At 65.1% G+C, this 20,255-nt stretch carries 19 protein-coding genes and 2 tRNA genes; 14 read left to right on the forward strand and 7 right to left on the reverse strand.

From position 1 onward, the window contains the following. The first annotated feature begins 143 nt into the window (after positions 1–143). Positions 144–1,190, forward strand: coding sequence for a nitronate monooxygenase (locus ACGFNJ_RS23640; protein ID WP_393451904.1), 1,047 nt, complete (start codon positions 144–146; stop codon positions 1,188–1,190). A 63-nt stretch (positions 1,191–1,253) separates the two neighbouring features. Next, the gene (locus ACGFNJ_RS23645) at positions 1,254–1,646 is read left to right on the forward strand and encodes an SCO5389 family protein (RefSeq protein ID WP_393451907.1); all 393 of its coding nucleotides are present in this window, start codon (positions 1,254–1,256) and stop codon (positions 1,644–1,646) included. Positions 1,647–1,746: 100 nt separating this feature from the next. On the opposite strand, the gene ACGFNJ_RS23650 is transcribed toward ACGFNJ_RS23645, so the two are convergent. The 5 genes from ACGFNJ_RS23650 to ACGFNJ_RS23670 all read right to left on the reverse strand — a co-directional run bounded on the left by ACGFNJ_RS23650 (position 1,747) and on the right by ACGFNJ_RS23670 (position 7,683). Then, positions 1,747–3,384, reverse strand: coding sequence for a long-chain fatty acid--CoA ligase (locus tag ACGFNJ_RS23650; RefSeq protein ID WP_393451910.1), 1,638 nt, complete (start codon positions 3,382–3,384; stop codon positions 1,747–1,749). 30 nt (positions 3,385–3,414) lie between these two features. Next, positions 3,415–4,710 carry a serine hydrolase domain-containing protein gene (locus ACGFNJ_RS23655; RefSeq protein WP_393451913.1) on the reverse strand — a complete coding sequence of 432 codons (1,296 nt, stop codon included), beginning with the start codon at positions 4,708–4,710 and terminating at the stop codon, positions 3,415–3,417. Between the two features lie 199 nt (positions 4,711–4,909). Continuing rightward, positions 4,910–5,923: a cation diffusion facilitator family transporter gene (locus ACGFNJ_RS23660; protein ID WP_393452267.1), complete on the reverse strand. Its 1,014-nt coding sequence runs from the start codon at positions 5,921–5,923 to the stop codon at positions 4,910–4,912. Positions 5,924–5,979: 56 nt separating this feature from the next. Beyond that, positions 5,980–6,369, reverse strand: a complete 390-nt coding sequence (locus ACGFNJ_RS23665; RefSeq protein WP_393451916.1) for an ArsR/SmtB family transcription factor — start codon at positions 6,367–6,369, stop codon at positions 5,980–5,982. A 342-nt stretch (positions 6,370–6,711) separates the two neighbouring features. Further along, positions 6,712–7,683 carry an alpha/beta hydrolase family esterase gene (locus ACGFNJ_RS23670; protein WP_393451919.1) on the reverse strand — a complete coding sequence of 324 codons (972 nt, stop codon included), beginning with the start codon at positions 7,681–7,683 and terminating at the stop codon, positions 6,712–6,714. A gap of 223 nt (positions 7,684–7,906) precedes the next feature. Between ACGFNJ_RS23670 and ACGFNJ_RS23675 the strand changes: the two genes are divergently transcribed. The 12 genes from ACGFNJ_RS23675 (at position 7,907) to ACGFNJ_RS23730 (ending at position 18,116) form a co-directional block, all read left to right on the forward strand. After that, complete coding sequence (locus ACGFNJ_RS23675; protein ID WP_393451922.1) at positions 7,907–9,049, forward strand: acyl-CoA dehydrogenase family protein; 1,143 nt, start codon at positions 7,907–7,909, stop codon at positions 9,047–9,049. A gap of 158 nt (positions 9,050–9,207) precedes the next feature. Beyond that, complete coding sequence (locus ACGFNJ_RS23680) at positions 9,208–10,674, forward strand: flavin-containing monooxygenase (RefSeq protein ID WP_393451925.1); 1,467 nt, start codon at positions 9,208–9,210, stop codon at positions 10,672–10,674. A gap of 107 nt (positions 10,675–10,781) precedes the next feature. Then, positions 10,782–11,636 carry a DUF1542 domain-containing protein gene (locus tag ACGFNJ_RS23685; protein ID WP_393451928.1) on the forward strand — a complete coding sequence of 285 codons (855 nt, stop codon included), beginning with the start codon at positions 10,782–10,784 and terminating at the stop codon, positions 11,634–11,636. Between the two features lie 123 nt (positions 11,637–11,759). Next, positions 11,760–13,133, forward strand: coding sequence for a S41 family peptidase (locus tag ACGFNJ_RS23690; RefSeq protein WP_393451931.1), 1,374 nt, complete (start codon positions 11,760–11,762; stop codon positions 13,131–13,133). Between the two features lie 34 nt (positions 13,134–13,167). After that, positions 13,168–13,560, forward strand: a complete 393-nt coding sequence (locus ACGFNJ_RS23695) for a hypothetical protein (RefSeq protein WP_393451934.1) — start codon at positions 13,168–13,170, stop codon at positions 13,558–13,560. Between the two features lie 113 nt (positions 13,561–13,673). Beyond that, on the forward strand, positions 13,674–14,630 hold the full coding sequence (locus ACGFNJ_RS23700; protein WP_393451937.1) for an SAM-dependent methyltransferase: 957 nt from the start codon (positions 13,674–13,676) through the stop codon (positions 14,628–14,630). A 43-nt stretch (positions 14,631–14,673) separates the two neighbouring features. Beyond that, positions 14,674–14,746, forward strand: a tRNA-Arg gene (locus tag ACGFNJ_RS23705). A 502-nt stretch (positions 14,747–15,248) separates the two neighbouring features. Next, positions 15,249–15,905 carry a hypothetical protein gene (locus tag ACGFNJ_RS23710; protein WP_393451940.1) on the forward strand — a complete coding sequence of 219 codons (657 nt, stop codon included), beginning with the start codon at positions 15,249–15,251 and terminating at the stop codon, positions 15,903–15,905. 384 nt (positions 15,906–16,289) lie between these two features. After that, positions 16,290–16,352: transfer RNA gene (locus ACGFNJ_RS23715), tRNA-Ser, on the forward strand. 310 nt (positions 16,353–16,662) lie between these two features. Beyond that, a complete protein-coding gene (locus tag ACGFNJ_RS23720) occupies positions 16,663–16,980 on the forward strand; it encodes a hypothetical protein (RefSeq protein ID WP_393451943.1) in 318 nt (105 codons plus the stop codon). A 133-nt stretch (positions 16,981–17,113) separates the two neighbouring features. Then, the gene (locus ACGFNJ_RS23725) at positions 17,114–17,680 is read left to right on the forward strand and encodes a hypothetical protein (RefSeq protein ID WP_393451946.1); all 567 of its coding nucleotides are present in this window, start codon (positions 17,114–17,116) and stop codon (positions 17,678–17,680) included. After that, complete coding sequence (locus ACGFNJ_RS23730; RefSeq protein ID WP_393451949.1) at positions 17,655–18,116, forward strand: hypothetical protein; 462 nt, start codon at positions 17,655–17,657, stop codon at positions 18,114–18,116. The genes ACGFNJ_RS23725 and ACGFNJ_RS23730 overlap by 26 nt, the downstream gene beginning before the upstream one ends. A gap of 351 nt (positions 18,117–18,467) precedes the next feature. Here the strand turns inward: ACGFNJ_RS23730 and ACGFNJ_RS23735 are convergent, their stop codons facing one another. Together ACGFNJ_RS23735 and ACGFNJ_RS23740 are read right to left on the reverse strand one after the other, a co-directional pair. Continuing rightward, a complete protein-coding gene (locus ACGFNJ_RS23735; protein WP_393451952.1) occupies positions 18,468–19,739 on the reverse strand; it encodes a HipA domain-containing protein in 1,272 nt (423 codons plus the stop codon). Positions 19,740–19,743: 4 nt separating this feature from the next. Next, the gene (locus ACGFNJ_RS23740; RefSeq protein WP_393451955.1) at positions 19,744–19,986 is read right to left on the reverse strand and encodes a helix-turn-helix transcriptional regulator; all 243 of its coding nucleotides are present in this window, start codon (positions 19,984–19,986) and stop codon (positions 19,744–19,746) included. Between the last annotated feature and the right edge of the window lie 269 nt (positions 19,987–20,255).

Here is a 20,255-nt window from a genome sequence, read left to right on the forward strand (position 1 = left end):
AACGATCTAGTGAAGCTATGCGGTGTAACGGTTTGGCATCCGTTGTGATGGGAACTCTACCCCGTCGTGACCATTTCGCAACCTAATGCGGCATAAACGCAGGTAGATACAGAGTCAGGCGTCCAGTAGGTCACACTGGGGCCGTGATCATCGATGGCTTGAATGTCCCGATCGTGCTCGCGCCCATGGCGGGCGGACCCTCCACACCCGAGCTGACCGTCGCGGTCACCGAAGCCGGCGGCTTCGGTGTGCTTGCCGCCGGATATCTCAGCGCCGCCGACACCGCGGCGCGGATCACCACCACCCGCCTCGCGACGGCCGCGCCCTTCGGCGTGAATCTGTTCGTGCCAGGTCCGGCCACACCGCCCGCCGCATTCGCCGACTATCTGGCCGAGCTCGCCCGCGACCACACGGTCGGCGCGGCCACGTACGACACCGACGACTGGGACGCCAAACTCGATCTGCTCGTCGCCGAACCGGTCGCGGTCGTGTCCTTCACCTTCGGCTGCCCGTCGGCCGCCGAGATCGATCGGCTGCACGCCGTCGGCTCCGAGATCTGGGTGACGGTGACCTCGCCGAGCGAGGCGCACATCGCGGTGGAGCGCGGCGCCGACGTGCTCATCGCGCAAGGCGCGGAGGCGGGCGGGCATCGCGCCACCTTCGTCGACCGCGTCGAGGACGACGCCACCGATCCGCTCGGCCTGCTCGCGCTGTTGCAGTTGGTGACCGCGGTGACCGACCGACCAGTAGTGGCCACCGGCGGCATCAGCACCGGCGCAGGCATCGCCGCAGCACTCGCGGCGGGCGCGGCGGCCGTGCAACTCGGCACGGTGTTCCTGCGCTGCCCGGAGGCGGGCACCAACGCGACCCATCGCGGCGCGCTCGGCGCGGCAACGCCGACCATGCTGACCCGCGCCTTCACCGGCCGCAGGGCGCGTGGCCTGCGCAATCAATTCATGATCGAGCACAGCGCGACCGCACCGGCGGCGTACCCGGAGATCCATTACGCCACCGCGCCTTTGCGGGCCGAGGCCAGGACAACGGGCAACCACGACGATGTGAACATGTGGGCGGGGCAGACCCACACCTTGACCACGGAGCTACCGGCCGGCGAACTGGTGCGCACGCTGGCCGCCGACACGAAAGCCGCACTGAAAGCAGCACTTTCGCGGCGAATCCAGGATTGTTGACAACGACTTTCGATTAGAATCGAGACGCATCGCATCGGCCATCCATCCTTGGAGGAGAGCGCTATGTCCCTCGATGTCCCCACCGCACTGCTCGAACGCGCCGAACGCGGCGAAGTCGACGACGCCGACTTCGTCGAAGTCGTCCGCAACTCGTTGCCATACGCCTGGGAAGTGGTCAGCCGGGTCGCCGGTGAACTGCACTCCGGCACAGCGGAATACGCCGACAACGTGGTGCCGCCGCCGGACGAGGTGGCACGCGGACAGCTGCTGCGCGCGATGGCCTCCGACGCGATCCGCGGCGGGCTGGAACGGCACTTCGGCGTGAAACTCGCCTTCCAGAACTGCCATCGGGTGGCCGCTTTCCCGATCTCCGCCGTCGGCGGCGACACCTACAGCACGTTCATCGGCACCAGGGCCCAGCTGTTGAATCAGAGCCCGGAGCTGCGTAACTGCTGATCGACAGTCGCAGTGGCCCGGCGCGGCAAGCGATTTCGCCGCGCCGGGCCAACTGTGCTCACCCACCCCGCCGGCTCCGCCGGCTGCCGTCCCCGTGTGGTCAGCTCAGGGTGGTGACCGTCAGATCGCCATCGGCGTACTGCGCACGCAGCCGCTTCTTGTCGAACTTGCCGACGCTGGTCTTCGGCACCTCGGCGATGAACGTCCAGCGTTCCGGCAGTTGCCATTTCGCGAACTTGTCGGCCAGGAAGTCACGCAGTTCGTCGGCCTTGGCCGCCGCGCCCTCGGCGAGCACGATCGCCACCAGCGGGCGCTCGTCCCACTTCTCGTCCGGCACGCCGATGACGGCCGCCTCGGCCACCGCGGGATGGCCCATCACGGCGTTCTCCAGGTCTACCGACGAAATCCATTCGCCGCCGGACTTGATCACGTCCTTGGACCGGTCGACCAGGGTCAGATAGCCGTCCCTGCTGATCTTGCCGACGTCACCGGTGCGCAGCCAGCCGTCGTCGAACTTGTCCGGATCGACCTCGACACCGTCCGGGGAGTAATAGGAGCCGGTGATCCACGGGCCACGAACTTCCAACTCGCCGAGCGACTCTCCGTCGTTCGGCAGCACGGTGCCGTCGTCGCCGACCAGTCGCGCCTGCACGGTGGCCGGGAAACGGCCCTGGGTATAGCGGAAGGCCCACTCGTCCTCGCCCGTCACACCCACCGGCGGGTGCGCGACGCTGCCGAGCGGCGAGGTCTCGGTCATGCCCCAGGCGTGCAGGACGCGCACGCCGTGCTTTTCCTGGAACGTGTGCATCATCGACGGCGGCACCGCCGAGCCACCGACCACCACCGTGCGCAGGTGCGTGATGTCCTGCGGGTGCGCGGACAGGCCCGCCAGCACGCCGCCCCAGATGGTCGGCACCGCGGCCGCGAACGACGGCTGCTGCGCCGCCATCATCTCCAGCAGCGGGCCCGGCTGCAGGAACCGATCGGGCATCAGCACATTCGCGCCGGACATCAACGCCGCGTACGGGATACCCCAGGCGTTCGCGTGGAACAGCGGAACGATGGCGAGCACGGTGTCGCGACCGGAGAAGGCCATGCCGCTCGGCGAACACACCTGCATCGCGTGCAGCCAGTTGGAGCGGTGCGAATACACAACGCCTTTCGGATCACCGGTGGTGCCCGAGGTGTAACACATTGCCGCGGCGGACCGTTCGTCGAGCACCGGGAAGTCGTAGGTGTCCGGCTGCCCGGCAAGGAGTTCGGTGTAGGAGTGCACCTGCACGCCCTCGGGCGCGGTCAGCGTGGACGCGTCGCCGTTGACCACGATGACATGCTGGACCGTCCGCAGATTCGGCAGATACTGGCCGAACATCGGCAGCAGCGTGCCGTCGACGAGCACCACCTTGTCCTCGGCGTGGTTGGCCACGTAGACGAGCTGGTCCGGGAACAGCCGGATGTTGAGCGCGTGTAGCACCGCACCCATCGCGGGCGCCGCGATGTAGGCGACCATGTGCTCGTTGTTGTTCCACATGAAGGTGCCGACCCGGTCACCGATGCCGATCCCCAACCCACGCAACGCGTTCGCCAACCGCGCCGCGTCCGCGCCGAGCTCACGGTAGGTCATGGTGCGCACGCCGGTACCGGTCCAGGTGGACACGGTCGCATCGCCGACAAACGTCGATGCGTAGCGCAGCAACGTCGCCAGCGACAACGGCTCGTCCTGCATAGTGCTCAACATCGGAACTCCTTTTTCTTCAGTGACTTCCAGTCAGAAAGCCAAGTCTGTTTCGGCCACCTTCGGTGTCTCCGCGGTGATCCCGTACAGCAGACCGATCCAGCGGATCAGCTCGGGATACAACACCGGTTTGCCGCTGGTGAGCACGGCGCACGAGAGCGCACGCTCCGGGTCGGCCCATGCGGCGTTGTTGGTGAAACCGAGATGCCCGAAGGCGCGGCGGGTGTCGGGGCCGTACAGGCTGACCACGCGGCCGCCGAGCATCGGGCCGTAGCCGAAGCCGAAGTTCATCCCGAGGGCGAGGTCGGGTTCGATCCTGGACTGTGGAACCAATGCGGCCGCAATGGTTTCCGGACGCATCACCCGGACGCCGTCGAGTTCGCCGCCGCGCCGGAAGATGTCGTAGAAGCGGGACAGTTCGTTCGCGGTGCTGATCACGTTCGCGGCGGGCGCGATGACCCCGAGATAGGCCGGGTCGTTGCCGGTTTCGACGGCCTCGGCGAAGGAGACGCCGAGCAGCCGGTCCATCGCAAGTGACAGCGGCGGCAGCGGGGTGATGCCGGTGCGGTAGTTCCTGGCCAGGGCGGGGATATCCTGCGGCGCCGCACCGTAATTGGTCCAGCGGAAACCGAGCGGGCCGAGGATCTCCTCGTGCAGCACGGTGCGAATGTCCTTGCCGGTGACGCGATGCACCACCTCGCCGAGGATGAAGCCGCCGGACAACGCGTGATAGGACTGGAAGCGGCCCGGCGGCATGGACGGGCGCACCGCGCACAAATTCCGTACCAGCAGTTCACGATCCGCGACCGCCTCGGCGGTCAGCGCCTCCCTCGGCAAGTTCGCGACGCCGGAGCGGTGCGCGAGCACCTGACCGATGGTGATGGATTCCTTGCCGTGGCAACCGTATTCAGGGATGTATCGGCTGACAGGTGCGTGCAGATCGATCAGGCCGCGGTCGACGAGCAGATGCACGACGAAGGCCGTGACGCCCTTGGACGCGGAATAGGTGACGAACGGTGTGCTCGGCGTGGCGAGCACCTTCGGGGTTTCCTGGCTGTCGTCCGGGCCGTTGCCGAGTGCGTGTCCCAGCGCGCGGTCGAAGACGACGACCCCGTGCCTGCGGACGCAGACCTGAACGGCGGGATGCACACCGCTGCGATACACCAGCACCATCCGCCGCCAGATCCGGTCGGCGTAGTCGGCGGGCAGGCCGAGCTCGACGGGATCGGCCTCGGCGCCGATGGTCGCGACAGACTCGACATCCTCGGGAATCCAGCTCCGATGGAGCAGGTCAGGCAGTTTCGACAGGTTCCTGACGCGCGTCAACATGGTTCCCACACCTCAACCATGAGCCACATCACAGGCTAGTCCGCCTCTCCGAGTATCTTGGCCAGACTCATGTGTCACGGTAGTCCCGTTGGCGGCCGCCGGTATCGACTGCGGCAAGTCAGCCGGTGCCCAGGGAGTTACCCATGTTCTGACGAAATCAGTTGTCGAGATGTTAGGCGATCAGTGCCGCTTCTCTTGATCAGGCGTAGTGCGCCGGATACGCGTGGACGACGGCGGTATTCAGCTTCGGGACGACGTGGGTGAGCGTGTGCTCGGCATGATGGGCGACCCGGTGCGCCTCGGCGAGGGTGATCGTCGGGGCGACATCCAGTTCGACGTCGGCGTGCAGCCGGTGGCCGATCCAGCGCATGCGCAGGCTGCGCACGCGCTGCACGTCCGGCTCGGCGGCGAGCGCGTGCTCGGCGGCGGTCACCAGTCCCGGCTCGACCGCGTCCATGAGGCGCCGCAACACATCCCTGGCCGCGGTCCGCAGCACCGCGAGAATGGCGACGGTGATCAGCAGGCCGATGATCGGGTCCGCCAGCGGGACACCGAGCGCCACCCCGCCGGCGCCGAACAGCACGGCCAGCGAGGCGAAGCCGTCGGTGCGCGCGTGCAGGCCGTCGGCGACCAGCGCGGCCGAGCCGATGCGCCTGCCGACGCGGATGCGATACAGCGCGACGGTCTCGTTGCCGAGAAAGCCGATCACCCCGGCGGCGGCCACCCAACCGAGGTGTTCGATGGGCACCGGGTCGATCAGCCTGCGCACCGCCTGATAGCCGGCGATCAACGCCGACAGCGCGATCATCCCGACGACAAAGAGCCCGGCGAGATCCTCCGCACGGCCGAACCCATAGGTATAGCGTCGCGTCGCCGCCCGGCGACCCAGCGCGAACGCGATCCACAGCGGCACCGCGGTCAGCGCGTCCGAGAAGTTGTGCACCGTGTCCGCCGCCAGCGCCACCGACCCGGACGCCGCAACCACCAGCAGTTGCGCAATCGCCGTCACCCCGAGGACAACCAGGCTGATCTTCACCGCACGGATGCCGACCGTGCTCGCCGCCAACGCGTCGTCGACGCTGTCCGCCGCGTCGTGACTGTGCGGGACGAAGATTTCCCGCAACACCCCGCGCCAGCCTGCTGGATGCGTGTGCGTGTGTGGTCCGTCGCCGTGATCGTGCACATGCGCGTTGCTGTTGCCGTGTTCTGCCATGTTCACGCCGTCACGCTCCGAAATACTTTGTCCAGTCAGATGTTTCGTGCAGGTCGCTATTGCGCGGCGCGGTCGCTGGGCAACGCGCGCACGGTGCTGTCGCCGCGATGATGCGGCGGGACGCCGGGTCCCGCGTGTTCGGCGTTGTAGACCGCGTCGACCACCAGCTGGCGGACGTGTTCGTTCTCCAGGCTGTAGAAGATCGTTGTGCCTGCGCGGCGCGTGTTGACCAGGCGTGCCATCCGCAGCTTCGCCAGGTGCTGGGAGACCGAGGGAGCGGGTTTGCCGATGTAGCCTGCGAGGTCGTTCACCGAGAGTTCGCGATCGACGAGCGCCCACAGCAGCCGAACCCTGGTCGCGTCGGCCAGCATCCGGAAGACCTCGACGACCAGATCCACCTGGTCATCGGCCGGTAAGGGCCGACCTTCCTGGCTATCTGCATTCATACGCAGATAATAGACCAACGAAAGAGGTTGCGGCGATGTCCAAGTCCCCCACGGACCGGAATGGCGGCGACACCCCCTGCGTGGCCGCCGACATGCCGGTCCGTCCCGATCGCACCACCCACCGTCTTAGTCGCCACGGCGTTGCTGCGCCACACGACCGGCCGATTAACACCCTAATGAGACACAACGTGCCACCCGCCCGCGTTCGGGCCCGCGGCACTATCAGCTGTGACCTGCGCGAATTCGACCGTGGCGCAGCAAACTACGCGCTCGGGGCGTGTGTTCACATTTGCACGTGCATCGCGTGCCGACCGGTCGTCTACGTCCGTTTTGGGCTACTACTCAGCCACAGGCCTGACGTGCGCCGCCGAGGCGATGTGCCAGCAGGAAATTCATCATGGCGCGTTGCAGGTCGATGCCCTGCGCGGATTGCATCAGCAGGCCACCACCGAGGTGATCGGGCCCGATCGGCGTCCGAAACTCGGCGAGCGCGCAGCCGCCGACATCGTAGCGCTCGACCGTGGTCGGCACCGGTGCGGCGGTGGCGGTGACCGAACTCGGCGCCGCGGGCACCCCGTCATCCCCCGCGAGTCGGTATGCGCCGAGCCACTGCACCAGATTCGTGCGCCCGATCGGATACAGGCTCGTCTGATCCGCCAAGTCCTGCAGGAAGAACCCGGGCACCGGACGCGCAAGCGAGCCCATCGCCTCGACAATCGACGCACCGGTCAGATCGGCCGAAAACGTCTGCGGATTCAGCTGATACGGCCCGCCTGCCATCGGCGCGATCGCGGCATACCGGTCGGGGTAGGTCGCGGCCATGACCGTCGACATCGCACCACCCGCCGAATATCCGCCGACGTAAACTCGCGTGCGATCCAACCCGAACTCACCGATCAGCGTCGTGGTGAGGTCCGCGATGATCGACGCCTCCCCCTGTCCGCGGTGCTGATCGGACGGAGCGAACCAGTTCCAGCAGTTCCGCTCGTTCGCCGTCGCCGGTTGGATCGGATAGGCGAGCACGAAGCCGAGCTCGTCCGCGACCTTCGTCAGCGAGAACCCGGTGTCCACCAACTGCCGCTGCGGATCGGTGCACCCGTGCAGATAGATCATCAACGGCTTGCCCGCCGGATCACCGGGCGGCACATGCAGGTAGTAGTCCCGCGCGCCCGCCGAGTTGGCGAAAGTCCGCTCGACCACCAGCGCGTCCGACGGTGCCGCCTGCGCGACTTGCGCACCTGCCATCAAGAACTGAACCCCCGACGCCAACAACGCAAGCACAACGAACGCCGCACGAGAGAAACCGCGCATCATCGACTTCCTTCCCGCCGGTTCCCGCTCGAATCTACCGACTACCGGATAGAGCACGCGCACAGCATGTTCCGTACCACCGCACCTTTTGCGGCAGGCGCCCGACGAGTGGCACACCATGGAGTGGTCTTCTCGCGATTCGCCGCAGCCATGTACCACTCGTGCCTCGTCCGGGGCCGCCGGGAAGCGTGCCGAACTTCCTGGACGGGGCACTAGCGTAGGGGGCATGCCAGTGGATCGAATGCTGCCGACGGCCGAGGCCAGGGACCTGCTCGAGTTGACTCGCGATATCGCCGACAAGGTGTTGGAGCCGCGGGTGGTCGAGTGCGAGAAGACGGGGACGTTTCCCGACGGTGTGTTTCCCGCGCTCGGTGCGGCGGGGTTGCTGAGCCTGCCGTATCCCGAGGAATTCGGCGGCGGTGCGCAGCCGTACGAGGTGTATCTGCAGGTGCTGGAGGAGCTGGCGGCGCGGTGGGCCGCGGTCGCGGTGGCCGTCAGCGTGCACAGCCTGTCCTGCCACCCGCTGTTCACCTTCGGCACCGGCGAACAGCAGCAGCGCTGGCTCGCGGACATGCTGTCCGGCGAGACCATCGGCGCGTACAGCCTGTCCGAGCCGCACGCCGGTTCCGACGCGGCCGCGCTGCGCTGCCGGGCGACCAAGGTCGACGGCGGCTACCGCGTCACCGGGGCGAAGGCGTGGATCACCAACGGCGGCCGTGCCGATTTCTACACCCTGTTCGCGCGCACCGGCGAAGGCTCGCGCGGCATCTCGTGCTTCCTGGTGCCCCGCGACACCGAGGGCCTGAGCTTCGGCAAGCCCGAGGAGAAGATGGGCCTGCGCGCCGTGCCGACCACCACCGCCGCCTACGACGACGCGTTCCTGCCCGACGAACGGCTGATCGGTGAAGAGGGCCAAGGACTTTCGATCGCCTTCAGTGCGTTGGATTCCGGTCGTCTCGGCATCGCCGCCGTCGCAACGGGTTTGGCACAGCGCGCGCTCGACGACGCGGTCGCCTACGCCAAGGAGCGAGAAACCTTCGGCCGCCACATCATCGACCATCAGGGGCTCGGCTTCGTGCTCGCCGACATGGCGGCGGCGGTCGACTCGGCGCGCGCCACCTACCTCGACGCGGCCCGCCGCCGCGACGCGGGGCTTCCCTACTCGCGCCAGGCCAGCGTCGCGAAGCTGATCGCGACCGACGCTGCCATGAAGGTCACCACCGACGCCGTCCAGGTCCTCGGCGGCTACGGCTACACCCAGGTCTTCCCGGTGGAGCGCTACATGCGCGAGGCCAAGGTGATGCAGATCTTCGAGGGCACCAACCAGATCCAACGCCTCGTCATCGCCCGCCAGCTCGCCGGACACTGACCGCACCGCTGCTGCGGATCCGCACTGGCTCTGACGGCCCAGAGCCAGTGCCGATCCACGGAAAGGGTGCGGATCCACCGGTGCGGCGTGGCCGAAAATGTTGATTCTATGACCGGGGATCTCTTCGGACCTGCGGGTTCAGGTTCTACGCTCGGATCATGACGACCCCGTCCATCATCATCATCGGCGCCGGATTCGCCGGGCTCGGCATCGCGCTGGAGCTGCGGCGGGCCGGGCTGGACACCTTCACCATCCTGGAACGCGCCGAGGATCTGGGCGGCGTATGGCGGGAGAACACCTACCCCGGCGCGGCGTGCGATGTGCCCTCGCCGCTGTACTCGTGGTCGTTCGAGCCCAAAACCGATTGGCCACGGCGGTTTTCGGAGCAGCGCGATATCCACGAGTACATGCGCGGGGTCGCCGAGAAACACGAGCTGCCGCGCTTCATCCGGTTCGGCACCGAGGTGACCGACGCCGAGTTCGACGAGCAGACCGGCCAGTGGACCGTGACCACGGCCGACGGCGCCCAGCTCACCGCGGACATTCTGGTGCCTGCGGTCGGGCAGCTGTCGCGGCCTGCCATGCCCAACATTCCTGGCATCGATACCTTCGCGGGACCCGCCTTCCACTCCGCCGAGTGGGACCACAGCGTCGAGCTGACCGGCAAGCGCATCGCCTGCATCGGCACCGGAGCCAGTGCGATCCAATACATTCCGCGCATCCAGCCGACGGCCGCGCACCTCACGCTGTTCCAGCGGTCGGCGGCCTGGGTGCTCCCGAAGTTCGACACCGAATACAGCGACATGCACAAGGCGGTGTTCAAGTACCTGCCGCCGACCCGGCTCGCCGAGCGGTTCGCGATCTGGTCGATCTTCGAGGTGCTCGCGCTGGCGTTGACCGACATTCCGGCGATGAAGACCCCGGTGATCGCACTCGCCGACCGCCATCGCGCCAAGCAGGTTCCCGATACCGGTCTACGGGCGAAGCTGACCCCCGATTACGCGGCGGGCTGCAAGCGCGGCCTGTTCTCCAACGAGTACTTCCCTGCGTTGGCCCAGCCGAACGTCACGGTGGAAACCACCGCGATCGAGGCGATCACCCCGACCGGCATCCGCACCGCCGACGGCGTCGACCACGAGGTCGACGTGATCGTCTACGGCACCGGATTCAAGGGCACCGAGTTCCTCGCGCCGATGAACATCTACGGCATCGGCGGCCGCAAGCTCGCCGACGTCTGGGGCGAGGAAGGGGCGCGCGCCTTCCTCGGCCTGTCCGTGCCGAACTTTCCGAACCTGTTCATGATGTACGGCCCGAACACCAACGTCGGCTCCGGTTCGATCATCTACATGCTCGAAGCGCAGGCCCGCTACATCCGCCAGGTCGCGCAGTACCTCACCGACCGGCCCGGCCGCCATCTCGCCGCCCGCGCGGGCACCGAGCAGCAGTGGGACGACTGGCTGCAGCGGCGGCTGAAAGATACGCCGTGGAACTTCTGCTCCAGCTGGTATCGCAACGCCGCAGGCCGCATCACCAACAATTGGCCAGGGGCCACGGTGCTCTACCGTTGGAAGACAAGGGCTTTCGACCCGGCAGACTACGCAGAGGCGCAGGCCGCCACCCCGTAATCCACGCAATGCCACCGGTGTGGCGGTGCCCTCGTTTCAGCGGAGTCTCAGCAAGCGCCCAGTAAACTGGACGGTATCTGGACTCGGCGACGGAAGAGGTATCCGCGGTGTTGTGGCTAGTGATCATCGTGCTGATCGTGGCGATTGCCGCCGTCACCCTCGTGTTGTCCCGGCAGAACAAGCAACGGACGGCGACCCAGCTCGCCGACGCGCTTGCCGACGCCCGCCAAGTCAACGAGCGGCTCGGCGGCCAGGTCTACAACCTCAGCGGCAGCAACGACGCCGCCAAGCAGGCGCTGGTCGACGCGTCCGAGCGGCATCTGGCCGCCGGGTCGCAGCTCGACCAGGCACGCACGCCCGCCCAGGCGAGACTGGCGAAACAGACTGCGCTGGAAGGGCTTTACTACATTCGTGCCGCGCGCGAGGCGATGGGCATGGACCCAGGTCCCGCCGTCCCCGCGCTCGACGGGCAGGATGCCGCAGGCAAGGTCACCGAGGACAGGGTCGTCGAACACGACGGCCGGGAGATCGCGGCCTCGCCGAACCCCTCGCCGGCGACGCCCAACTACTACCCCGGCGGGCGGGTCGCGGGCCGCCCGGTGCCCGCGGGCTGGTACTCCGAGCCGTGGTGGAAGCCGGCCCTGGTCGCCGGGGCCTGGGGTCTCGGTTCTGCGCTGCTGTTCTCCTCGCTGTTCTCCGGGATGTCCGGCGTCGGATACGACGTGCAGGGGTTCGAGAGCGGGTACGGCGACGGGTACCAGGACGGGCTGGCCGCCGGCGACAACGGCGGGTTCGACGGCGGCGGTTACGAATCCGGCGCCGAGCCCGCCGGGTACGACCCCGGTTCGGACGCGGGCGGCTACCAATCCGGCGGCGACGCAGGCGGATTCGACGACGGCGGGCTCGATGGTTTCGACGGCGGCGGATTCGACGGCGGCGGTGGATTCGACGGCGGGTTCTGAGGAACCCGCGCGGTAGCCGTTGGAGGCTGAGACATCCGTGTAGTACGGCTAGCCACACCACGCACTCGCGTGCCCACACGGTTGCCGTGACCGGCGGCTGTGTTGGACCTTTGACGAATGCCTATGCTGCGCAACAGAACCGCGGCCATCGTCGCCGCACTCATTGCGGTCGGTGCGCTCACCACCGCCTGCGGTCGACCCGCCGAGCGTCCGGCCGACGTCGACTTTCCGGCCGGATTCTGGCAGGTGGACGACTACGGGACCGCACTCGCGTTGCACGGCGACACGATGCAGACCTTTCAGCTGACCGCACTCAGCTGTCTAAAGGACACCACGGCGACCCGCGCCGGGAGTCCGGGCAGGTACGTGACAGAGGACAAGGACGTCTCCACCCTCCGCCGTGGCGACAATCCGGATCGGGCGACGCTGCACATCGATGGATCCCCCGGCGATCGTGCGCTCCATCGAATCCCTGGACTGCCAGCGCCGTGCGCCGACACGGCCGAACCGTCCACATTCGACGTCTTCTGGCAGACGTTCCAGGAGAACTACCCGTTCTTCACGGCGAAAGGTATTGATTGGCAACAGGTTCGAGAGACCTTCCGCGACCGTGCTCGCGGCGCCGATGAGCGCGGCGACGACGTCGAACTCTTTGCCGTGCTGCGCGACATGGTCGCACCGTTGCACGACATGCATGTGCCGGTATCGGCGGGGGACACCGGGTTTTTCGGCATGACCCGGCCAGGAACCACCATGCCCAGTCCCCAATTCGACCAGCAGGTCCGGGAATTCGTCCAACGCCGCGACCTCCAGCAGCCGCTCATCGAGTACGCCAACGGCCGCATCGGCTACGCGGACCTGCCCGGACAGCAGGGGTACCTGCGGGTGTCCGCGTTCAGCGGATACACCACCGAGCGCACCTTCGCCGCCGACAGCGCCGAACTCGACCGCGCCCTCGATGCGATCTTCACCACCGACCGACTGGCCAGGCTGCGCGGACTGGTGCTGGATCTACGCGTCAACGGCGGCGGCTCGGACAGCCTCGGCCTGCAGTTGGCGGCTCGGCTCACCGATCGCCCCTACTTCGCCTACGCGAAGAAGACCCGTACCAGCGGTCCGCAGCCACAGCGCGTCGTGCCTGCCCGTACCGCGTTCACCGGTCCCGTCGCGTTGCTGACCGGCGGCTCCACCGTCAGCGCCGGCGAGACCTTCACCCAGGCCATGCTCGAACGCCCTTGGCCGACAACACGAATCGGCCAGCCGACGCAGGGCGTGTACTCCGACGTGATGGAGCGCAAGCTGCCAGGCGCCCGGCACGCGGACTGGTGGTTCGGCGTGCCGAACGAGGAATTCCTGACCTCCGACGGACACACCTTCGACAGCACCGGAATACCGCCCGAACTGATCGAGCCGGTCTTCACCGACACTGAGTTCAGCGCGGACCACGACGCCGCTTTCGATCGCGCGGTGCGCTGGCTTCTCACCGGCGGCGAGTGACACGCTCCGGCAGCAACCGGCAGGATGGCACAGCATGAGCGATACTGCCCGCATTCGCGTGACGACCGCGGATCCCGACGAAGTCATCGACGACCCCTCCGAGACGGCGTTGCACGATCTGCTCGCAGACATGAACTTCAGCTGTCCGTTCGCCATCGTGGAACGCTTGGATCTGACACCGGTGGGACAGCACTACATTCAGGTGCACCTCGATGAGGAGATACGGCCAGAGGACGGCCACGGCTATTCCATCGAGTATCGAGAGGGCGGGCCAGACAAGCACTTCGGCGCCACCATCCGTGATCAAGAGCCATGGGACATGGCCCATTCACCTGCCTTCGAGCAGATGGTCCGGATCCTCAACGACTGGGTGGCGGAGCGCGACGGCTGGCGCGAAGCGTTGCCATGGGAGCGGGTCGACCTCTGACAACCGGCTGACCAGCGGCTCTTGACGGCAGCCCGAAACTGTCTGAGACTGTCAGCATCTCGATACCGGATTGGCTGGCGGCAACCGGGCGAGAGCTGAGCGCTGGAGGTCTCATGACGCTGACCACTGCCGACATCCCGGTCGAGGATCTGCGCCACCGATCGCTGCGCTGGGCCCGCGAATGCTACGAATGGGCGAAGGTGCCGCTCCTGCCGTCCGGTGAACGAGTCGGCCGGGCCTACGACGTAGTCGGACCGCAGAACCTCTTCGGCGAAGACTCGCTGTTCATCAATCTCGGCTATTGGCGCGACAATCCGGCCACCCTCGACGAAGCGAGCAGAGACCTGGCGCGGCTGGTCGGCCGCGAAGCCGAACTCGGCCCGGGTGACACCCAACTCGATGTCGGCTTCGGCTATGGCGACCAAGACTTCCTGTGGGCCAAGGAATTCGGGCCCGCACAGATCGTCGGCGTGAACATCGCCGTCGAACAAATCGAGATCGCCAGCAAGCGCGCCGACGAACTCGGACTCAGCGACCGCATTCGCTACGAATACGGCTCCGCGATCGCACTCCCCCGACCGGCCGAATCGTGCACGAAAGTCACCGCACTCGAGTCGGCCTTCCACTTCCCTTCCTACCCAAGATTTTTCGCCGAAGCACACCGCGTCCTCCAGCCCGGCGGCATGCTGGTCACCGCCGACATCGTGCCGCGCACGAACAACGCGGCCAAGGCCATGGTCCAGCTCACCGACCGGCCCGGCGTCCGCCGCATGCCCGGCGCCGTACGCGACCGCGACTTCTTCGACATCCACCGCTACCGCCAGGCCCTCGTCGCCGCAGGCTTCACCGACGTCACCGTCTACTCGATCCGCCGCCACGTCTACGCGCCACTCGCCGACTATCTCAGCAAGCGCCTCCGCGACCCCGACATGCGCCGCGTCAACCCCGCCCTCCGCCTCGCCTTCAGCCGCCCCGGCCTCACCCTCTGGGGCCCATGGGCCGACTACATCATCGCCAAGGGGACCAAGCCCGAAGGAATCGATGCGGCCTCAACGACACCGACCCGGTAGACTCCCCGGAAGTCCCGGCGGGCACCCCATCGCCCCCAGGTCAGCCCTCGTAGCTCAGGGGATAGAGCACCGCTCTCCTAAAGCGGGTGTCGCAGGTTCGAATCCTGCCGAGGGCACAGTTGCGCCGCAGGTCAGGCCGTTTTCGTACCCAGGTCTATGACCACCGCGCCCGGTTTGGTACGCAGAGAGTACGCAGTAGCGAAATCGGTGCGTGCGCTGTCCAGCTTCGCGGCCACGTCATCAAGAGCGCACCGACGGCGCTACGCGCCGGAGCGCATATGGACCTGTTCGCGTGTTCTGGCATCCGCTTCGGCGACGTGGCATCACGCGGACTCCTCAGAACTGGCCGCTTTTTCATTCACCGAGCAGTGCTGGGCACTTCGTGAGCCGTCCCCGACCTACCTCCCGCAGCTGCCCACTGAATCCGCCGGCACTCGTTCGTGGGGCCTGGCTGTGGTCCGGTCGCAGGAACTTCGAAACCGAGCTGACCTGCGCGGATGAATTGCTGAACGAAATCCGATGCCGAACAGTCGCACACGACACCTTATCGACGGGGCTCTGTCTCAAGGCCCGGTATCCTCAGCTTCTAAGTCTGATTCGTGTGAGCAGGGGAGCGACATGGGCACAAGCTCGGATATCTCCGGGAAAACTTATGCTTCATTGTTTCAACAAAACGGCATGAACGGGCACGACCTTGAAAAGTTGTCCCTGCCCGAGCTGCGTGCCGCCTATGACCTGGTATTGGACTTCCCTGAAGGGTGGGTTGCCCCCGACGGTAGTCCGCTGTCGGCGAGTCCGAGCTTCGAGATTCTAAAAGATGACATCCGACCAAGACTGAGAAACCTCAAATCTTTCATTCGTGACCTAGTGTCAAGACTTGAGGCAAAAGAGCAGGTCGTCGCGCTGCAAGGTGCGGTCAAAGCCAAAGTTCAGGATCCCGAGCTGCGTGCAGACCTCACAAGCCTCATCGCTGACTTCGCACGCGAACAGCAACGAACCGCCCTTGAAGCGAAATCGACCGAAGCGGCCGAAAAGATGCGACAGGCCGTCCATGAAGCCGAGATCAAAGAGCGCAACTGGCAGCGGTGGAAACTCATGCTTGAACGGGAACCCGTCGCAGTTCTTGTAGGTGCTGTTCTACTCGGTGTTCTGACTCTAGCCCTGGTCGTTGCAATGTTCATCCACACGGATGTCCCGGAAATCTTGGCCAGTGGCTTCTTGCTGATCCTGGGCTTCTTCTTCGGGCAGGCGGCCGGAAGCGGACGGTCGGAGTGATACCCGCATAGCCAAGGTTCCCAGCTTCCCCGGTGGCCAAAGTATCTGACTTCACTACGGGCGAGTAAAGGGCGCTGCGCGTCGCTACGCGATGGCCGAGGCCACCCTTGACTAGCCCTCCTTCAGCACAGGACAGCCAGTATGAGGAAGCAGGGGGAAGAGAAGTCGCTGAAACGGATGAATTGCTGAACGAGTCTAGTGACAGACTCCGCACGTGGAGCCTCGGCCAGACACGACGAAGTCGCGGAGCATCACACCCCCGCGACTTTCGTACGCAGTTCGTACGCAGCGCCGCCACACACGACCGATCGTCACCAACGAACCCATCACCAAATCCGCAGGTGGAGCCATCCTGACCAACGATGCCCACTACACCAATACCCAGCAAATCGGATACAAGCCGCTCTCCTAAAGCGGGTGTCGCAGGTTCGAATCCTGCCGAGGGCACAGCGAACATGGGAACGTCCGCGACGTTGGATGCGTGGTGCCGCTGGCGTTTTCCTGTGATGGCGGTTTTGGCGGTGCGTTGCGCGGCGGCCAGTGTCAGGCCCGAGAGGGTGATGCGGTAGGTCGCCCGGTGCTGGCTCTTGTTGTAGCGGATTTCGAGGCGTAGGGCTTCGAACAAGGTCCGGGCGAGTTGTTCGGGCATCTGCTCGACACGGACGTGGCCGGTGGGAAGTGATTCGATCAGCTCCGGGTTGGGCACGAGTTGGTGCTCGTCTTCCAACTCTTTGAGCCGTTCGCGTAGTTGTGATTGTTGATCGCGCAGTTCGTGACGGCGGTCGTTGATGTCGCGGATGAGTTCCTGGTCGGGTTCATCGACGAGTTCCAGGCTGCGGACGAGGCGTTTGGCTTTGCGGTCGATGTCGGCAATATCGCGCCGCACAGCGGCGAGCTGTTCTGCGTGGTTGCGGGCGGCGGCGATGCCGAGATCATGGCTGGCGAGAAGGGTGCGGCGATAGTCGCTGAAGACGTGGTGGTTGAGAAATCGTTGAGGTGGTCGATCAGGTGGCCTTCGGGCGATGCTCGCTGCGCTTCCAGCTCACCGGCGTCCGTTGATAGATACGACTTATAGCGCCAGCCAGCCGTAGTCCGCATACGACGCGGCCGCCAGTTCAGACCCATCAGCTCTGGGAAGTCATGTTCGACCGAGCACAATTATCGCCATGATGGAGCCTGCTTGCAGAATTATAGATGGCCACCGGTAGGTGATCGGCAAAGCTTGGCAGAAGTTTCGCGATTATCTGTCAGTAACAACAGGAGATGCTGGCCGGGTTGCATCAGACGCTCATCGAGGGACAGGTAGTAAGCCGGTTCGGAACGCGGCTCATGCAGTTGAAATTAAGGATGAAGGGGCCGCGAAACTGGTCGCCAATTTCAGCAAGGAAGCGGCCGAGAGATCCGTTACGAGACCGGAAATGCCAACTCAGGAACGCGGGCTGAACGCATCGAGCCTGAACGAGGAATTTCCCGACAGAAACGTACCATTGGTCGAGCACCTGAGCCCTGAGATCGATACGATCATCAGGAGGTACGAACCTGTCTTGGCGCAGAGAATACTCGATCTCACCACCGGTCATGATGCGTGGGAAATCAGGTATGGCGAGCGAGGAAGTGGGACCTGGACCAAACGGGAAGACCGTGTCATAAACATAGACGGTGGTCGTCGAGGACAAACGCTGGCGACGTTAAGCCACCTGATTCACGAGGTCAAATCACGCCCATCCAGATGGCTACAAACCCCAGCTTATGAAGCCCGAGGACAAACTCGGTGAGCTGATGGAAGCCCAAGAGGCAGCCCTCGAAGCGCATCGAGTGCACGGATCCATGGATGTCTTGACTGCACAGCTGAACGAAGCGCACACAAAGGCGCGAGTAGACTATATCGGTCATAATTCGATGGAATCATTCAAGGACGAAGGTGACGCAAATATTGAAGTGTGTGAATCTCAGAGGAGGATGTCGGCCCGGAATGGCCCGGACATCGGTGTAAAGTTCGCCACGCCGGAGATGATCGCCGCTTACCATGAATACGCTCGAATTAGGGACGAAGCAGCTCGAGACGCCGCCCGAACAAAAATCGGGCAGGAATTGGCTCAGCAGAAATGCACCTGGGGAGAAAAGCAGGGAACATACAACTATCGGGATTATTATGCGGAAGCCCATGGTAAAACCTGGGACGACGCCGTGCGACGGTGGACAACTCCGTAGCCGACAAAATGCCATGAAGGGACCGCCCCCTCGGCGACAATCGGTCTCGCGATCGGCGGTCAAATCTTCCAACTCCGGTCGGCAAGTACGGGATTCGAAGTCGTCCGCCTCACCAACAGCGGCAACGCCGACAACGGCAGACCCGAAGCATCGCGTAATCGGCTACTTATCGGATGTTCTGACCCGCTGTGCATCTCGGTCAACGACCGCGCGCGCCCAGTGGCAAATGGTGCGTTCGAAGATATTCGTGGCTGACGCACATCTCCCTTATGCGACCACAGATCAGGGACGTTCCGACAATCGTGCGCAACTTTTTACACAGTCCAAGACGATTGGATGACGCTTTCGGGGTCATGGCACGGTCCACTGACGCCGAGCCCAGAGCGCTTCGAGCCTGCTCGAGACCGACTCTGTGCCGGGCGGCAGGGGGATCGAGTGCGCGGCGTCCCAAACGTTGGCCATGACGGAGCGGACCGTGCCTTGCGCGATTCGCGGCGCCAGCCCCCACGAACGGGCTTCGGCCACAAGGTCGGCTTCGTCGACAGAGTCGATGTTGGTGCGACCGTTGATGATGTGGCCTGTGCCTTTGAATCTAGGATCCAGGTACATGACCGGTGCGCAGTCATACATCGGCGCCAGCGACACTTCGCCGCTACGACCGAGTAGCAGTGAATAGTTCTTCGAATGCGCGTCACCATTGCCCATGATGACGTTGAAGGTCACCGCCGACAGCAGGTCGACGCGGAACGCCTGGGGATCCATCGCACGGTCAGCCGCCACGGACGCGAGGCGGCGCAGCCTGGATCCGAGCTGTTCGGACTCGGCTGTACTTTCATACTTTGCGTCGGGGTCCAGACCGAGCGATTGACAGAAATCTTCCTGGTGCAGTCTATCCCCGTCTCTAGTCCGGTCATAACGGGTGACGACGAGAGCGCTACGTCCGTCGAAGGATTCCACAGTGGTCTGTGCAGCACTAAGGCCCGCGGCGCCGGCTACCGACAACGCCCAATGTTCGGCCTGAATGAGATGCGGCACGGTCGCGCCACCCAACGGCTCAGGTTTGATGATGTGTGATGACACCGCGCCGCCTTCGGGCCATCCCCAGGATCCGTCCGGTCGCGCAACCAACAGCACCTTGTCCTGAATTCCCGCAAGCGACGCTTGTGGAACGGCCCCTTCGGGGAGGTGGTAAGTGGGGAGATCAGCAACGAGCCGGTTCACTTCGTCATCGGCAAGCGCCCTGATCGCCCCCGTGGACGGCACTTCGCCTTCGGGGACGAACTGCACCGCACCCGCGCATTCGGCGCCCACTGCTCGTAGCAGCTCCAGTTTGTCGATGGAGGTAACCCCGAGACTCGCGGCGAGATGGCGGCGAAGATTCCCTTCGGGGAGGAGTCCTTCCAGGAACGCGGCCACAGGCCGACCACCCACCCCCTTTGCGTCAGCGACCGCCTTGGTATCGAAAGGCAGTGCAAGCGACAGCACCCTCACTCCCTGACCGAAAACATCTAGCGCCTCGTCGGTGAACTCGAGCTTGTATCGGTAGGTGCTGGGCTCGGTGAGGTGGGCGACGCGATGTCCGTACAACCACACATCCAAACCGGGGACCTTTTTGCGGGCCATCGAGCTACCGCTCCTCGACGGTGACCCGGCTGAACTTGGGTACTACAACGGTTTCGTAGCCGCACTCGGACAGCGCACGAATGGCGGTTTCCATACTGACCGCGCCTCCTCTTTCCAACCGCGACACAGTCATCCTCGTGACGCCGAGCCGCTCGGCAAGATCTACTTGGTGCAGGCCAAGCCGCTCCCGAGCGCGGCGCACTGCGTGGCCGAACTCGACTGAAGTCACAGCCCTAGCATGATCCATATATTGATCATAACACGCATATCCCGAAAAGATTCATATATCGATCACCTTCAAGGAAGACGCCTAAAGATCGGTATATGAATCATCATCTATCAGCCACCTGCACGACTTCGCTGCCCAGCGCTCGCTCTTCGGCCGCCTGGACTGCCACACAGGCGAAGGGAACGTGGATGGAGAGCGAGACGGCGTCCGCTGATGCCCATGACAATCGCCTGATCCGGCCCGTAGATCGACGACGCGATACCTGCGGCGGCGGCTTCGAGCCCAGG

This window comes from Nocardia sp. NPDC049149 (assembly GCF_043197455.1).
In the GTDB taxonomy this organism is placed as follows: domain Bacteria; phylum Actinomycetota; class Actinomycetes; order Mycobacteriales; family Mycobacteriaceae; genus Nocardia.

Excerpts from the sequence above, each read along its gene's own strand:
- ACGFNJ_RS23700 (WP_393451937.1), top strand. The coding sequence starts at position 13,674 with ATGACGCTGACCACTGCCGACATCCCGGTCGAGGATCTGCGCCACCGA.
- ACGFNJ_RS23645 (WP_393451907.1), top strand. The coding sequence starts at position 1,254 with ATGTCCCTCGATGTCCCCACCGCACTGCTCGAACGCGCCGAACGCGGC.
- ACGFNJ_RS23660 (WP_393452267.1), bottom strand. The coding sequence starts at position 5,923 with ATGGCAGAACACGGCAACAGCAACGCGCATGTGCACGATCACGGCGAC.
- ACGFNJ_RS23710 (WP_393451940.1), top strand. The coding sequence starts at position 15,249 with ATGGGCACAAGCTCGGATATCTCCGGGAAAACTTATGCTTCATTGTTT.
- ACGFNJ_RS23655 (WP_393451913.1), bottom strand. The coding sequence starts at position 4,710 with ATGTTGACGCGCGTCAGGAACCTGTCGAAACTGCCTGACCTGCTCCAT.
- ACGFNJ_RS23670 (WP_393451919.1), bottom strand. The coding sequence starts at position 7,683 with ATGATGCGCGGTTTCTCTCGTGCGGCGTTCGTTGTGCTTGCGTTGTTG.
- ACGFNJ_RS23665 (WP_393451916.1), bottom strand. The coding sequence starts at position 6,369 with ATGAATGCAGATAGCCAGGAAGGTCGGCCCTTACCGGCCGATGACCAG.
- ACGFNJ_RS23740 (WP_393451955.1), bottom strand. The coding sequence starts at position 19,986 with ATGGATCATGCTAGGGCTGTGACTTCAGTCGAGTTCGGCCACGCAGTG.
- ACGFNJ_RS23650 (WP_393451910.1), bottom strand. The coding sequence starts at position 3,384 with ATGTTGAGCACTATGCAGGACGAGCCGTTGTCGCTGGCGACGTTGCTG.
- ACGFNJ_RS23695 (WP_393451934.1), top strand. The coding sequence starts at position 13,168 with ATGAGCGATACTGCCCGCATTCGCGTGACGACCGCGGATCCCGACGAA.
- ACGFNJ_RS23680 (WP_393451925.1), top strand. The coding sequence starts at position 9,208 with ATGACGACCCCGTCCATCATCATCATCGGCGCCGGATTCGCCGGGCTC.
- ACGFNJ_RS23690 (WP_393451931.1), top strand. The coding sequence starts at position 11,760 with ATGCTGCGCAACAGAACCGCGGCCATCGTCGCCGCACTCATTGCGGTC.
- ACGFNJ_RS23735 (WP_393451952.1), bottom strand. The coding sequence starts at position 19,739 with ATGGCCCGCAAAAAGGTCCCCGGTTTGGATGTGTGGTTGTACGGACAT.
- ACGFNJ_RS23675 (WP_393451922.1), top strand. The coding sequence starts at position 7,907 with ATGCCAGTGGATCGAATGCTGCCGACGGCCGAGGCCAGGGACCTGCTC.
- ACGFNJ_RS23730 (WP_393451949.1), top strand. The coding sequence starts at position 17,655 with ATGAAGCCCGAGGACAAACTCGGTGAGCTGATGGAAGCCCAAGAGGCA.